The sequence below is a fragment of the Neisseria sp. P0008.S002 genome (assembly GCF_051962805.1).
Lineage (GTDB): Bacteria > Pseudomonadota > Gammaproteobacteria > Burkholderiales > Neisseriaceae > Neisseria > Neisseria perflava.
In genome coordinates, this window is the sequence record NZ_JBQCUY010000002.1 from 105,736 (window position 1) to 121,153 (window position 15,418).

13 protein-coding genes are annotated in these 15,418 nt (G+C 50.9%); all 13 read right to left on the bottom strand.

The annotated features are described in order from the left end of the window. Window positions 1-12: 12 nt before the first annotated feature. The gene (locus ACTHSA_RS02385; RefSeq protein ID WP_004520872.1) at window positions 13-705 is read right to left on the bottom strand and encodes an HAD family hydrolase; all 693 of its coding nucleotides are present in this window, start codon (window positions 703-705) and stop codon (window positions 13-15) included. Next, window positions 698-1,672, bottom strand: a complete 975-nt coding sequence (locus tag ACTHSA_RS02390; RefSeq protein ID WP_004520871.1) for an ATP-grasp domain-containing protein — start codon at window positions 1,670-1,672, stop codon at window positions 698-700. Before ACTHSA_RS02390 ends, ACTHSA_RS02385 begins: the two co-directional genes overlap by 8 nt. Next, window positions 1,659-2,276, bottom strand: a complete 618-nt coding sequence (locus ACTHSA_RS02395) for a sugar transferase (RefSeq protein WP_004520870.1) — start codon at window positions 2,274-2,276, stop codon at window positions 1,659-1,661. Before ACTHSA_RS02395 ends, ACTHSA_RS02390 begins: the two co-directional genes overlap by 14 nt. Beyond that, the gene (locus tag ACTHSA_RS02400; RefSeq protein WP_070503970.1) at window positions 2,269-3,441 is read right to left on the bottom strand and encodes a glycosyltransferase; all 1,173 of its coding nucleotides are present in this window, start codon (window positions 3,439-3,441) and stop codon (window positions 2,269-2,271) included. Before ACTHSA_RS02400 ends, ACTHSA_RS02395 begins: the two co-directional genes overlap by 8 nt. Before the next feature lie 13 nt (window positions 3,442-3,454). After that, complete coding sequence (locus ACTHSA_RS02405; protein WP_070503967.1) at window positions 3,455-4,525, bottom strand: glycosyltransferase family 4 protein; 1,071 nt, start codon at window positions 4,523-4,525, stop codon at window positions 3,455-3,457. After that, window positions 4,522-5,832: an O-antigen ligase family protein gene (locus ACTHSA_RS02410; RefSeq protein WP_070503964.1), complete on the bottom strand. Its 1,311-nt coding sequence runs from the start codon at window positions 5,830-5,832 to the stop codon at window positions 4,522-4,524. The genes ACTHSA_RS02405 and ACTHSA_RS02410 overlap by 4 nt, the downstream gene beginning before the upstream one ends. 42 nt (window positions 5,833-5,874) lie before the next feature. Further along, window positions 5,875-7,302, bottom strand: coding sequence for an oligosaccharide flippase family protein (locus tag ACTHSA_RS02415; RefSeq protein WP_070587530.1), 1,428 nt, complete (start codon window positions 7,300-7,302; stop codon window positions 5,875-5,877). A 170-nt stretch (window positions 7,303-7,472) separates the two neighbouring features. Then, on the bottom strand, window positions 7,473-8,780 hold the full coding sequence (locus tag ACTHSA_RS02420; protein WP_004520865.1) for a nucleotide sugar dehydrogenase: 1,308 nt from the start codon (window positions 8,778-8,780) through the stop codon (window positions 7,473-7,475). Between the two features lie 560 nt (window positions 8,781-9,340). After that, window positions 9,341-10,459, bottom strand: a complete 1,119-nt coding sequence (gene ribD, locus ACTHSA_RS02425) for a bifunctional diaminohydroxyphosphoribosylaminopyrimidine deaminase/5-amino-6-(5-phosphoribosylamino)uracil reductase RibD (protein WP_049344287.1) — start codon at window positions 10,457-10,459, stop codon at window positions 9,341-9,343. A gap of 14 nt (window positions 10,460-10,473) precedes the next feature. Then, on the bottom strand, window positions 10,474-10,926 hold the full coding sequence (gene nrdR, locus ACTHSA_RS02430; RefSeq protein WP_004520863.1) for a transcriptional regulator NrdR: 453 nt from the start codon (window positions 10,924-10,926) through the stop codon (window positions 10,474-10,476). Window positions 10,927-11,126: 200 nt separating this feature from the next. Further along, window positions 11,127-11,969 (bottom strand): class II glutamine amidotransferase, encoded by an 843-nt coding sequence (locus ACTHSA_RS02435; protein ID WP_039862509.1) that lies wholly within the window; start codon window positions 11,967-11,969, stop codon window positions 11,127-11,129. Between the two features lie 135 nt (window positions 11,970-12,104). Further along, the gene (locus ACTHSA_RS02440) at window positions 12,105-12,941 is read right to left on the bottom strand and encodes a PHP domain-containing protein (protein WP_039862508.1); all 837 of its coding nucleotides are present in this window, start codon (window positions 12,939-12,941) and stop codon (window positions 12,105-12,107) included. 65 nt (window positions 12,942-13,006) lie between these two features. Then, on the bottom strand, window positions 13,007-15,403 hold the full coding sequence (locus ACTHSA_RS02445; protein WP_070503954.1) for a penicillin-binding protein 1A: 2,397 nt from the start codon (window positions 15,401-15,403) through the stop codon (window positions 13,007-13,009). Between the last annotated feature and the right edge of the window lie 15 nt (window positions 15,404-15,418).

Here is a 15,418-nt window from a genome sequence, read left to right on the forward strand (position 1 = left end):
GAGAAATGTCCCTTATGCATTTGCTTTTTCGGTGGCGGAAGTTGTCAGTGTAGTCAGTTCTTCCAGGGTGTTTATCCAAAGGGTGGGCTGGTATTCACGACCGTATTGCTCGGGCTCGGCTTGATGAATATTGTGCGGCTTAGGCATAATGCCTATGGAGAGCCAACCCAGTTTGTTGGGTGCGACAAAATCTTTTTTGATGTTGTCGCCGATGTAGATGAAACGTTTTGTAGCCGGATATTTGTTTTGCAGGAAGACAAAACGCTTATCGTCGGGTTTTTCCGATTGCATGGCTTCCGAAATCAAAATGTCGTCAAACAAATCGGTCAAACCCAAGGCCTGTATTTTCAAACGCTGTGTCAGACTGCGACCGTCTGTAATCAGGGCGCGTGCGGCAAAAGGGCGCATCAGCTTCCGTAAAAAAGACGGTTCGACATAAGGTCGGATAACAGGCCTATGTAGTCGATATTGCCACAAAAGTGATTGTTTCTCTAGTTCGTTTAATTTGCAATGATGACACAAATTGTCGAGCCAGTCTTTACTTTTATTGTCTGCAATTTCATTTAGTACGTCGGCATCGTATTGCGGGTAAAGCGACGTAATTGTCCCTACAACTGCCTGTATTCCGGAGCATTTGTAGTCGTACTCAGAGTAAAGCGTATCGTCAAGATCGAAGACGATGACAGATTCTTCCGGCTTAATCATGTTCTCTTACCAAAACCTTAGCATCGTAACGAAGCATGATTAAATTGTTTTCCCAGTCGTCGGAGAAAGGGACATCTTGGCCGCCGATGTATTCTTGAATCAGCCAGCCCGGATAGTTGCCGCCTGCTGCGTAAGTCAGTGGGAAACCGCCGCCGAAACGCGGGTTGATTTCCACGCCGTAGGTCGTGCTGTCGGTTTTGCTGACGAAGAATTGCGCGGTAATGCAGCCGCGTGCGCCTTCCAATACGGCCATTTTTTCAACCAGCTCTTTATACAGGGCATTGCGTCGGGTTGCGCCTTTGCTGACTTCACCGGTGCGCACTTCCAAACGTTCGCGAGGAATGGCGCATTTCAGACGGCCTTGACGGTCGTAATACATATCGACGGTAAACTCGGAGAAAGTATTCTCAATATCGATGTATTGGGCGAACATCATTTTCGGGTCTTCGGTAATGTCGACAGTCAAATCAGCCGGTGTGTTGATTTTTTTCGCACCGATGGCGCGGCTGCCGTCATAAGGCTTGGCAAAACATGGGAAAACCAGGCGGTCCCGTTCGTAAATTTCAGGCGAACGGATGCCGTATTGTGCAAACAGGCCTGCGGTCAGGCGCTTGTCGCGGCACAGGGTAATCAGTTTTGCATCCGAAATGACAATATGTATTCCTTCAGCTTCAAAACGGTCACGTGCTTCGGCCAGTTTGAGCAGCTCGGTATCGATGGTTGGCACAATCAGACCGATGTCGTGTTGTTTGGCCAGCTCGAAAATGCTGTCAATGTATTCGGCTGCATCGATGCGCGGCACGCTGAAAGCGCGGTCGGCAACATGGCAGGCAGAAGACATGTGGGGGTTGAGGTCAGTAGCAAAAACGCCGATGCCGTCTGAAAAACGTGCGGCTTCGGTTTGGAAGTCCTGCACCAATTCGACACGGCGACCTGCCGACAGAATCAGTATGTTATTTTTTTTCATCAGTTTTATTACCCGTGAAATAAGGCATGGTGGCTTCTCCTTCGGCTGAGATGCCTTCTTTGACGAAGACTTTTTTAACCGTCAGGAACAAAATTTTGATATCCAGCCAAAAGCTGAAGTTGTCGATGTACCAAACATCGTGGGCGAATTTTTCATCCCATGAAATGGCGTTGCGGCCATTGACTTGCGCCCAACCGGTCACGCCCGGTTTCATTTCGTGGCGGCGGTTTTGGAAGTCGTTGTACAACGGCAGGTAGTGCATCAGCAGCGGACGAGGTCCAACTAGACTCATCTCGCCTTTTAAGACATTCCATAATTCAGGAAGTTCGTCCAAACTGGTGGCGCGTAATTTTTTGCCGAAATCGGTCAGGCGTTCGCTGTCCGGTAGAGGGTTGCCGTCTTTATCGATTGCATCGCGCATGGAGCGGAATTTAATCATTTTAAACGGTTTGCCATCCTTGCCCGGTCGCTCTTGGATGAAGAACACAGGCGAGCCTAAGTTTTTGCGGATGAGGTACACCAAAATCAAAAACACAGGCGACAGGATAATCAGCCCTGAAGCAGAGGCAATAATGTCAAACAGGCGTTTGAAAAATTTATTCATGAGCTAATCTTTCAATCAGGTTGACGATTTTTTGATAGGCAACGTCGCGTTTGAAGCGGCGGACGATTTCTTCGGACTGAACAGGATCGTTTTTGCGCTTCAAAATATCTTTGGCGGCTTGAACGAAACCGTCCACATCACCGGAACGATAGTTCGCATGCGGCAGCAGGGTAAGGACTTCGGCAACTTCGTCGTTGACCTGGCTGTTCAGAATCGGTTTTTGCAAAGCCATATAGTCGGACAGTTTGTTGGTAATCGACTGCATGGCGTAAGAGTGGATGGCGTTGACGGAAATGTCGCAGCCTTTGGCGACCGACATCATTTCGGCGTAAGGAATGTAGCCGTAAAACTTGATGCCGTCGCAGGCATATTGTTTGAGCCTGTCAAAATCGGGGCCGCCACCCATGATGTGCAATTCGACGTTTTCGCCGGCATCCAACAGCTTGCGAACGCCTTTGCACACAGTTTCCACGTCATAGCTGTAACTGAGCGTGCCCAAGTAGAAAAAGCGGGTTTTGTCGTCGCCAAAATCTTTGGCAGGCGCGGCATCGAGTTTGGGAAAATCCGCGCCGATATAAACGACTTCGCCAGGTACGTTCGGATTGGCTTCTTTGGCGCGGTCGAGATAAGTCTGCGATACGGCAACCAGTGCGTCGGCGTAGCGGTAGGCTTGGTTGGCGCGTGAAGCAAAGGGCAGCAGGTTGTGCGGTACTTTTTTCAAAAACGGTATGACCGAGGAGAAAGACTCCGGCCATACATCCTGCACATCGACAATCAGTTTGTAACCCAAACGCGCTTTGTGTTTGCCCAACAGCAGGTTGGTGGCAATCAGCGGATAGGCGGAAAAGACGACGTCTTGTTCGCCCGGACGGCAGTTTTCCAACCATTGTTCAAAATGTTTGACGAAGCGGTGATGGCTGGTCACGCGTCCCAAAGACACGTTTTTGCTGTATCCGCTTTCTTCCAACAGTATGACTTTCAGACGGCCTTGTGAGGCAGCCTCGGCATCTTCGGGCCGTCTGAAAGATTTGTCGTAGTGCTTGAAGTTGCTGGTAATCAGCAACACGTCATGCGACTGCGACAACAGCTCGGCAAGATACCAGAAGCGGTTGAAATGCGGCTCGGACGGTAGCGAGCAATAAGGGGCGACGATGGTAATGTTCATGTTTCAGACGGCCTTACATTTCGTACGCAGCCATGGTGGTGCGGTAGATTTCATCGTCGGAGCATAAGGTCTCAACGTGTTTGTGCAGGGCTTTGCCCATTTGACCGCGCAACTCAGGATGCTTGATGAGTGTATCGACGGCTTCGATAAACGCTTCGTCATCGCCGAAAGGAATGCAGTAGCCGGTTTGGCCGGTGATGACCATTTCCGAAATACCCGCCATGTTGTAGGTCACGACAGGTGTGTCGTAAAGGCCGGCTTCCAAAATATTGTTGCCGACACCTGCGCCGTGGTCGCCCACGCAATGCGGCGTGTTCACCAAAATATCGACTTCTTTGAAGTAGCCGGTCAAATCGCGGACGCCGCCGAGGAAGGTAACTTGGTCTTCAATGCCCAAACGTTTGGCTTGGGCTTTGAGGTTGTCCATTTCTTCGCCGATGCCTGCAACGTTAAGGCGTACAGGCATGCCGCGGTCAACCATTTTCTTCAAAATGTCCAGCATTAAATGCACGGCGCGGACGGTATCCAAACGGGAAAGTGTGCCCAGTTGGACATAGTCTTTGACCGTTTTTTCAGGAACGAAATCTGCTTTGTGCAGGGCGTTGTAAGTGTAGGTAATGCGGTTGGCAGGGAAACCGTAACGGATGAGTTTTTCGCGTTCGTGTTTGCAGTTGCCGATAATGTACACGCCCAGCTTGTCGAAAAGCTTGGCAATTTTCGGATAAGTTTCCGGATCAAGGCCGCGCGCGTGGTAGAACACTTTGGTTTTCGGTGAAGCGAACTTGGCCGCAATGGCGCAGGCCGGAACGATACGCGCCATTTGGCAGTGAATCACATCGGGTTTCTCTTTTTTCAGCAGTTTCATATAGGCGAACATGCCTTTGACGTAACCCAATAATCCGCCTTGGTAAAAATCGATCGGCTGCCAACGGATGCCCAATGCTTGCGCTTCCTGAATCAAAGGGCCGTCTGAAGAGGCCAATACGATATCGTGTCCGCGTTGTTTGAGCAGGCGGCCGAGGCGGAAAGTGGCGTTTTCAGTGCCACCGAGGCCGGACATGGAGGTAGTCAGGATGATTTTCATGATGGTTTCTTCGTATCGTATAGTGTTTCGTTGTATGCGTAAGCGGCCATATCTTTCAGCTTGGGCGCAACAAATACGCTGTAAATAAAAATCAGCAGGCAGGGCAGCCAGATAAACGGCATACGCAAAATGGTGGACGGAATAAAACCGGCCAGCAGGAAAATGCCCAAGGCAACCCAAGCCAAAACGCGCGATTTGCCGGTTACTGCTCGGTTTGAGGCGGTGTAGAGGAAATAACACGCCACAAAAGCAATAAAGCCGAGCAAGGAAATCATGCCGAAACCCAAATACAGCTCGATGATGAAGCTGTGTGGGTTTTCAAAGCCCAAGCTGCCGCTCAAATGGCCGCCGAAATATTCGCGGAAGTTTTTAGGACCGTAGCCGGTCAGCAGCAGGGGCGGATTGTTCCAGAAGTAGTTGTAAATCTCCTGACGGTAGGACACGGAGTTGTCGCTGCCCAAGTCGTACAGGAAAAGGTACACGCGGCTGGAAAAGCGTTCTAAGAACTGGTTGCCGTTGAGTGAGAGCAAAAATTCCGCAATCGCGCGTGACGGAATCATCGACAATACCAATGCCAGCAAACCAGCAACGCCGACCGTAATAAAACCGTTTCTGCGATAGGCCGTATAAACCAACAAAATCAACAGGTAGCAGCCGATGGCGGTACGCGATACGCTGGCGAAAATGGCCATGCCCAACAGCAGGAACAAGCCCCAGCCAAGTAGTTTTTCTTTGTGTTTCCGCCCTTGGAGTTGGAAGAAAAACAAAATGGCAGGCGCAAGGCAGACCGCGGTGGCGGCGAGGTTGTTCGGGTTAAAGAACAAGCCTTTGAGCGAGCCTTCGTCAATAGCCAACTCATCGCTGGCACTCACAAACTGAATACCGGTGGCCAGTTCTGCAAACGGCGGTACGGCGATAAACAGCGTAAATACGATGAGGAACTTCTGAATCGTCCCCAAAGGGTCGTCGGCGCGCTTCAATACTTGGTAAAACAAGTAGAAGAAAGCCGGAACCGCCATAAAAAACAAAATATCCATGTACTGCGTCGGCGTCAGCGACGTAATGCCCATGTGGATGGCGGGCCAGATGCACATGGCGGTCAGGGCGCAGAGCATGGCAAAAATCTTGCGCGGAATATGCTTGCTTTCCAGAAAAAATACGACAAAACCAAGCAGTACAAATATCAGGGTCAGCGGGTTGTCAATACGCGGTACGCCGACCTTAAAGGACAGCGCGGGCCCCAGCATATAGGCTGCGAGCATGATGTATAGAATGTAAGTGTATAAGTTCAGACGTTTTATTTTCATAGTCGTTCTGTTGTTATCGTAGAGACGTGAATCTCAGGTTGGCTATTTTGCCGAACGGTTTAATTTGGCTTTGATTTTTTCGGTCGCGGCAAATAGTGCGTGTTTGTATTTTAGGAACAGGAAACCCAGTCCGACTGCCCATGCCAGCGCGAACCAAATGTAGTTGTCGCGCGTACCCAGCCAAGTGTAGGCAAGGCAGATTATCAGGCAGAGCGTTGAGTTGGTATAAATCTTCAGGCGCGGCAAAGGCTGCCACAGGCGTGAAGAGAATTCGGTTTTAAAGATGAAAAACAGCCAAAAAGCCGTTGCGCTGGCCATAGCTGCACCTTTTGCACCAAATTTCGGTACCAATAGATAGAGCAGGGCGGTATTGACGATAAAGGCAACGATGTTGATGACAGTAATCAGCCAAGTCGAGCGGACGACGTTCAAACCGATGCCGCTGACTTCGGTCAGCGTGTAAAACAGGGGGAAGAGCATACACGAGAGCAGGATAAATTGAACCTGCGTGTATTTTTCCGGCAGTATCCAGGTCGCCATCGGCGAGAAAATTCCGATGAGGCAAATCATTGCGCTGATGAGGACGGTCATGGAAAGCGTGATGTCGCCGATTTTGTCCAGATTGGTTTTTTCTTCTACCCATTTGAACACCAAAGGCGCCCAAATGGTGGAGAACACGCTTTGGAAAATCAAGGCGACGGCACCAAAGCTGACCGCCATTGAATAAATACCCAACTCGTCCAAGCCTGAGATGTTTTTGAGGACAAAACGGTCAATCGAAGTCAGCCCCCAATAGGCCAAGTTGCCGAATGCCAGCGGCAGGCCGTAGCGTAGGCCGTCCCGATGCAGATCGGACGACCATTTTGCATGGGAAACGGCTTGCAAGTCTTGGCGCAGCTGATATATCAACAGTACAACGGTCAGCACTTGGGCGGCGGTGTAGGCAAAAACCAGCGAAGTGGTATTGGCGGGCAGGCCGGAAGCGATTACGGCAAAAACCAACACCAAAATCAAAAATTTCGGCGCAAGCTGGCTAACAGAAAAAGCCAATGCCTGCTCTTTCATCCGTAAAATCAGGGCTAAAAAACGGATAATCAGCGTGGTGGCTAAGAAAATCAGAAAGAGAATCCCCAAATTTGCACTGGGGATGTCAAAAATGATTTCAGACGGCCATGATGCGTTTATCAGTAACACTAAAACCACAACCGCCACCGTCAGAATCAATGGCGATAAAAAAACGGATTTGAACAGCGCGGCCTTGTCTTTAACGGCGTAATAGTCGCGAATATAGGATTGGTCCAGCCCCAAGCCCAGCAACAGGATGCTCAATCCGGCAATGGTCTGCAAGAGTACGATACGGCCGATGTCTTCCGCAGGGAAGTACCATGAGATGAGCGGCAGGGAAAGTAGGCCGAAAGCGGCGCTTCCTACCGGGCCCAATGCGTAGCCGAGGATTTTTTTCGCGTTCATATTATTTGTTTTCAGACGGCCAGAAGTTCGAGCTGAGCGTTTTTCGTAAGAGATGCGTTGTTACCGTTGCCGGTTTGCCAAGGCCGTCTGAAAAAAACAAATGGCCTTGGGAAACCGGCCGCCGTCCCGGTCGGGGAAACCGGAGGCAGCCGGATGCGTCTGAATCAAGATTATGCTTTGATGACTTTAGGATTTTTCACTGGGAATTTGCCGCGTGTATCGACAATCAGCTTGGCATGTTCGGTAATCATGTCATAGTCGAATTTGTCGTGATCGGTGGTTAGAACCACGCAATCGTATTGGGCGACAGTTTCAGGGGTCAGCGCTTCGCTCTTCAGGTCGAAGTAGTGGTGGCCGGGGATGTGCGGGAACTCCGGAACGTGCGGGTCGGAGTAGGAAACCACTGCGCCCAGTTTGTGCAGGCGGTCCATAACTTCCACGGACGGGCTTTCGCGCATATCGTCCACGTTTTTCTTGTAGGCGATACCCAATACCAAGATTTTGCTGTCTTTGATAGAACGGTTGTGATCATTCAAAGCCAGGCCGACTTTTTCGATAACGTAGTCGGGCATGTGGGAGTTCACTTCACCTGCCAATTCGATGAAACGGGTGTTTACGCCGTATTCGCGTGCTTTCCAAGTCAGGTAGAACGGGTCGATAGGGATACAATGGCCGCCCAAGCCAGGGCCTGGGTAATAAGCAACGAAGCCGAACGGTTTGGTTGCAGCGGCATTGATGACTTCGTGAATGTCGATGCCCATTTTGTCGGCAACGATTTTCATCTCGTTCACCAAGCCGATGTTTACGGCGCGGTGGATGTTTTCCAAAAGTTTGGTCAGCTCTGCCGCTTTGGTGGAGCTTACTGGAACAACTTTATCGATGGCAGGTTGGTACAGCGCCAGGCCGACTTCCAAACAAGCAGGGGTATGGCCGCCGATGACTTTTGGAATGGTACGGGTTTCAAAGTTAGGGTTACCCGGGTCTTCACGCTCAGGAGAGTAAACCAAGAACACGTCTTGACCGACTTTCAAGCCGCCTTCTTCCATGCGCGGCAGCAATTCTTCTTCGGTAGTACCGGGGTAGGTAGTGGATTCCAAAGACAGCACTTGGCCGGCGCGCAGGTAAGGTTTTACCGCATCGGTAGTGTCGATCACAAAGCTCATGTCCGGCTCGCGGTATTTGTTCAGCGGAGTCGGTACGCACAAAATGACGGCTTCTACTTCGCCGATGCGGGAGAAGTCTGTCGTTGCTTCAAACAGGCTGTTGGAAGCAGCGGCAATTTTGTCGGAAGGGATATGCTCGATGTAGCTTTCGCCTTTGTTGAGCTTGTCGACTTTGTTGGTGTCAATGTCGAAACCCAAAACTTGGTAACCGATATCCACATAGCGCAACATCAGTGGTAAACCGACGTAGCCTAAGCCAACGATGCCGATTTTTGCGGTCTTATCGGCAAATTTTTGTATCGTAATGTTTTTCATGATGTCTTTCGTGTAATGAATGAGTAAATCGGGAGTGTTTGCCCGATGCCTGAGTTGTTTGCTGCAACCGCATAGCCATAGCCGGCTGCCGTATCGTGTGAAGCCTTAAAACCATACTTATAATTACATTAGACAAAATCATAAGCACTTATCTGATTCGTCTCAATCAAAAAAGTTTAACGGTCGTTCAGGCGGCCTCTATGGTATGGAAACGGTATTTTTGAATGCTTAATTTTTAGAAATTACATTCAACCACATGTTTTGATTTTAGATATTGTTTTGTCAAATGTATGATTCATGAAATGAAACTACCGTTTATGCCGTTTAAAACCCTTCTAGAATAAAAACTTTTAATAAATTTTCGTGGCTTAACTTATCTTAATAATCCATTATTTCGTGATGAAAAAAAGGAAAATTTGTCGACAATCGGCTTGAGGATAGTTAACTTAAGTCAAAGTTTTAAATTGGAATACGCTAAAGTCATTATAATATATTGACGAAAAAATTACATTTATTGCTATATAAATGATAGATATATTCTATTTACAATGGTTTAATTATTAAGTTGAGGCAATTAGACGGATTTTTTTTCGGAGAACCCATTTAATGTCCTGCCCGATGATTTCTACCGATTGACTTTGCCAAGGGCCGTCTGAAAGTAGGGCGGCCGGATTTTCAGGGAGGGAGAAAAGAGGTTTGCCTGCGCCTAACAGTTTCGGTGCTTGGTAGAGGACGATTTCATCCACCAAGTCATCCTTCAGGAAGGCTGAAGCAAGTGTTGAGCCGGCTTCTACCAGAACTTCGCCAAAGCCAAGTTCTGCCAGTTGCGGCATGAGTGAAAGAAGATTGATGCGGCCGTTGATGTGCTCAGACGGCCTGATGATGCGGATATGTTCAAATTTACCCAGCGCCTGCAAACGTTGTTCGTCTGAGGAAAGGGTAACGATAACGGTCGGGCTGTCGGTATCGGTCACGAGGTGGCAGTCCAAAGGGATTTGCAGTCGGCTGTCCAAGACGATACGCGCAGGTTGGCGCAGGGTGGGGAAGCTGCGAACGTTGAGTTTCGGGTTGTCGGCAAGTACGGTACCGATACCGGTCAAAACGGCGCAACTTTCGGCACGGAGAATTTGTACGTCTTCGCGTGCTGCTTCGCCGGTAATCCAAAAGCTGCGGCCGTCTGAAAGGGCGGTTTTGCCGTCCAAACTGGCGGCGCACTTGAGACGGACAAACGGTCTGCCGCGTTCGATACGCGACAGGAAACCGCGGTTGAGTTCGCGCGCCTGAGCTTCCAGCAAACCGCTTTCGGTACGGATTCCGGCGGCTTCCAGCATGGATAAGCCTTTGCCTGAGACCAACGGGTTAGGGTCGGTCATGGCGGCAACCACGCGCGTTACACCGGAATGAACCAGCGCTTCGGCGCATGGCGGTGTGCGGCCGTAATGGCTGCAAGGTTCCAGCGTGACATAGGCCGTTGCGCCTTTGGCCGCCGCTCCGGCCTGCCTCAACGCATGAACTTCAGCGTGCGGCTCGCCTGCTTTGACGTGGAAACCTTGTCCGACGATTTGTGCGCCGTGTGCAATTACGCAACCGACGCGGGGATTGGGGGAAGTAGAAAACCGCCCAAGCTTGGCCAGCTCGAGGGCGGTTTGCATCATTTGGGTATCAAGTGCGGAAAACATGGTTTCAGACGGCCTTATTTGGCTTTGCATTCGGCGATGACTTGGGTGAATTCGGAAACGTCTTTAAAGCTTTTATAGACGGACGCGAAGCGGACATAAGCAACTTGGTCGATTTTTGCCAGTTCCTCCATCGCCATTTCGCCAACGATGTGCGAAGCGACTTCTTTTTTGCCCAAACGGTAGAGGCGCTGCTCGATCAGGGCAACGGTTTCATCGATTTGTTCTTGTGTGACAGGACGTTTGTGCAGCGCGCGCTCAAGGCTGGTCTGCAGTTTGTGCGCATTGAAGGGAACCCGTGTGCCGTTGGATTTGATGACTTGCGGCATCCGCATTTCAACGGTTTCAAAAGTGCTGAAGCGTTGTCCGCATTCCAAGCATTTGCGACGGCGACGGATGCTGTTGGTGTCTTCCAGCCATCGCGAGTCGGTTACTTGTGTGTTGGGGTGTTGGCAAAACGGGCACTTCATCGGGTTTCCTTGTCATACGCTCGGCAAGGTCGCTAAGCAATTGAATTTATTGTTTGTGAACTATTATTGTAGCGGATTGCGTTATTTTCGTATAGTAAAGGCTTTTGCGTAGAATTTATGTATAAAAAGGCCGTCTGAAAGGGCAACTTTGGCGAAGTTGAGCCTTTCAGACGGCCTTGAGTTTTTCAGCCAATCAAACGTCAAACCGATACGCCGACGGCACGGGCGATTTCCAAACCTTCTTCCGCGCTCATGTAAACCGGATTGTCGGGGCGGTCGCTGAGGACAATGTCGCCGTCTTGAAACATCACCAATTCATTGACTGCCAATTGCGACCAGGTTTCATCTCGCGTCAGGGGCAGGGTGGCGATGACGGAAACTTTATCGTTCGGTGTGGTCACTTCTGAAAAATCGACCATCACATCATCGTCCAGCAAACGCGCTTTGCCAAACGGGGCTTTGCGCACGATGTAGTGCAGTAAGGTACTGGCGTGGGCAAACAGGCAGTCGCCGTTGGACATGACGAAGTTGAACAAACCGAAGCGGCGGATTTCATGAGTCAGGCCGGCAATGGCGTCAAACAAAACTTCAGGTTCGGGTTTGGTGGCAAAGCGGCTGCGCAGGCGGTTGAGGATAAAGCAGAACGCGCGTTCGGAATCGGTCGTGCCGACCGCGTGGTAGTACTCTCCCTGCTCGGGGAAAAAATCAATCAAATGGCCGTTGTGTGCAAACAGCCAATATTCGCCCCACATCTCGCGCATGAAGGGATGAGTGTTCGCCAACGAGGTCTGGCCTTGCGAGGCCTTGCGGATATGGGCGATAACGTTTTCAGACTTGATCTGATAGGCGCGCACCAAGTCGGCAACGGGAGAGTTGGCGCTGGGCTTGTCGTCGTGAAACAAGCGTACGCCTTTGCCTTCAAAAAAGCCGATACCGAAGCCGTCAGCGTGGTGGTCGGTAATGCCGCCACGGCGGCGGAAGCCTTCAAAAGAGAACATGATGTCTGTGGGAGTGTTGCAATTCATGCCGAGCAGTTGGCACATGGCGTTAACCTTTATTTTTGGGGTATTTATGGGGTTATTATGGTGTATCGGGCAGGCAGTTTCAATATGTAGAGTGTGATATGTTTATAACTGTCTCATACTTGGCGGGCCGTCTGAAAAATTGCTGTCAAAAATTCAGACGGCCTTAAAGTGTTCCCAGACCGGGTGGCATTGTTCGGGTAAGTCGGGGCAGGCGCCGAGTATGCCGCCGCTGAAGTCGTTGGGGCGGTGGAAGTCGCTGCCTGCACTGGCGAGAAAGTCGAAGCGGTCGGCAAGCAGGGCATAGTTGAGGCGGTCGTTTTTACAGCAGTTGCCGCTGTGCACTTCAATCCCTGCGCCGCCGAGATTTTTAAATTCTTGGAACAGGTTTCGTTTGGCGGTGGCGGATAATTCATAGCGCATTGGGTGGGCGATAATGGCCATGCCGCCCGCGCCTGTAATCGCGGCTACGCAGTCTTCCAGTGTGGCCCATTCATGTCTGACGGAACAGGATTTACCGTCGCCCAGATATTTGGTAAATGCCTGCTGTTTGTTTTTAACATGGCCTTCGCGGATGAGGAATTCGGCAATGTGGGTGCGGCTGGCCATTTCTTTGTTGGCGGCCAATGCCAGCGCGCCTTCATACGCGCCTGTTATGCCTTTTTTCTCCAGTTTTGCCGCGATGGCTTCCAATCGTTTCAGACGGCCTTTACGGACTTCGGCAAGCAGGTTTTGCAGGGTTTCGTTGTGTTCGTCAAAGTCCAAACCGACAACGTGGATGGTGCGGCCGCGCCAAGTGACGGATATTTCCACGCCGTTGACGAAGGGGAGGCCGAGGGTATCGGCTTCGGCGCGAGCTTCGGCCAGTCCGCCGGTGTGGTCGTGGTCGGTCAGAGCGAGCAGGGTGCAACCGTTTTGACGGGCGAGTCGGACGACTTCGGTTGGGGAGAGCATGCCGTCTGAAACGGTCGAATGGCAGTGTAAATCAATCATGGTTTTGCTTTGAATTTTCTCAAAAAAGGCCGTCTGAACGTTTCAGACGGCCTTGCTTTAGAACATTAGAACAGAGAGTCCAGTTGTTGTTTGTTATTGTTGCCGGTATTGCTTGGCAGAACTGGGGTTTCGTCTGATTCTTCACGGGCTGGCGCATTGCCGCTCTCGGTGCGGCGGCGGTTTTCATTCGGAACCGCGCGACGGGCAGGTTGAGCGGGACGTGGTGCAACGCCACTGTTGTCCAAGGCCAGGTCGGAGCTGGTGGTCATGCGTTCGCGCATGTACACTTCGCCGCCGTTTGCAACCACGCCTTCAGGTGCTTTCATCGGTTTGACACTGGTGCCTTTCAGGGCAAAGCGCATGTATTCTACCCATACCGGTACGGCGATTGTACCACCGTAACCTGCACGACCCATGCTGCGCGGTTTGTCAAAGCCGATATAGACGGCAGTTACAACGCTAGGGTTGAAGCCGACAAACCATGCGTCTTTGTTGTCGTTGGTAGTACCGGTTTTACCGGCGATGTCGGCGCGGCCAAGTGCGGCTGCACCGCGTGCGGTACCAACACGGACAACGTCTTGCATGATTTTGTACATGATGTAGGCGTTGCGCGGGTCAATGGCCTGAGGTGCGTTTTCACCGGCTACCAAAGGTTGCATTTGCGCTCTCAGACGGCCTTGGCTATCGTAGATTTTGTCGATGACGTGGGCGGACACTTTGTAACCGCCGTTGGCAAAGACGCTGTAACCTTCTGCAATACGCAACGGCGTGGTTTCGCCTGTACCCAAAGCCATAGACAGGCTGGCAGGAATTTCAGATGGCTTGAAGCCGAAGCGTTGGATGTATTGTTGCGCGTAACCGATACCGATAGACATCAGGATGCGGATGGACACCATGTTTTTTGACGCGGTCAAAGCCTGGCGCAGCGTGATGTAACCGGAATAGCGGCCGTCTGAATTTTTCGGGTTCCACGCTTTACCGTTAGCACCTTTGCCCGGCAGGGAAATCGGCGCATCGTTAATCATGGTGGAAGCAGTCATGCCTTTTGCCAAAGCGGCGGAATAAACGAACGGTTTGAACGTCGAGCCGGGTTGGCGCATGGCTTGAGTTGCGCGGTTGAAGGTTTTGCTGTGGTAGTCATAGCCGCCGACCAATGCACGGACTGCACCGGTTTTCGCATCTAAAGACACCAATGCGCCTTGCAACAAAGGCTCTTGAACGACGGTAAAGGTATCGCCGCTGCCTTTAACGCGAATGACGGAGCCGCGACGGATGCGATCATCACCCATTTTTTCGTTGTTGACGGCACGGGCGGCAAAGCCTAAAGCGTGGCTGTTCAGCGTGACTTTACGGCCGCTCGGCAATTGAATCTGTACACCTTTGCGGGAGGCTTCCAATACAACCGCCGGAATCATTTTATCGACGGTGTAAAGTGTAGAAAGGTATTGGCTGACGGTTTCTTCTACGTTGTCGCTTTTGCTCAGGTCGATGTAGTTTTCTGCACCGCGGTAGCTGCTGCCGCGGTCGAAATTGCGCAGGACTTTACGCAGGGCCTCGGTGGCCACGCGCTGGTGTGCGGTGTCGACGGTGGTATATACCTTGAAGCCTTGAGTGTAGGCATCTTCGCCGTATTTCTCAAACAGCTCTTGACGCACCATTTCGGCAACGTACAGGGCGCTTTGATCGATGTTTTGTACAAAACGCTCGTAATGCAACTCTTCTTTCAAAGCCTGATCGCGTTGCTGCAGGGTAATCATGCCTTCTTCCAGCATATTGTTCAGAATATAAGCCTGACGCAGTTTGGCGCGTTCAGGATTTACAATCGGATTGTAGGCGGAAGGGGCTTTGGGCAAGCCGGCCAACATGGCGGCTTCGGCCAATGTTAACTCGTTAACATTTTTGTTGAAATAAATTTGGGCTGCAGATGCAAAACCATAAGCGCGTTGACCCAAATAGATTTGGTTGAAGTACAGCTCCAAAATCTTGTCTTTGCTCAAAGACTGCTCGATTTTGTAGGCCAACAGGGCTTCGTTGAATTTACGGGTGAACGAACGCTCGCTGCTCAGGTAGAAGTTTTTAGCAACCTGTTGCGTAATCGTACTGGCACCGGATTGGACGCCGCCGGCCATGACGTTGCCGATCGCGGCGCGCGCCACACCCCAAACGTCCACGCCCCAGTGGTCGTAGAAGCGTTTGTCTTCGGCGGCAATCACGGCATTTTTCAAAACTTTGGGAAAGTCACCGATTTTGGTGAATTCACGCCGTTGCTCGCCGTAAACGCCAATCACTTGGCCGTCTGAAGAATAAATCGTCAGCGGCATTTTGGGTTTGTAGTGTTGTAAAGTGTCCAAAGACGGCAGTTTCGGATAGGTGACCAAAATTGCAATTGCAATCAGCCCCACGCCGAAAAGAGCCAGTCCCAATAAGAGACCCAGGCAGGTCGTTATAATCTTTTTAATCATGACTAAGTAATAATT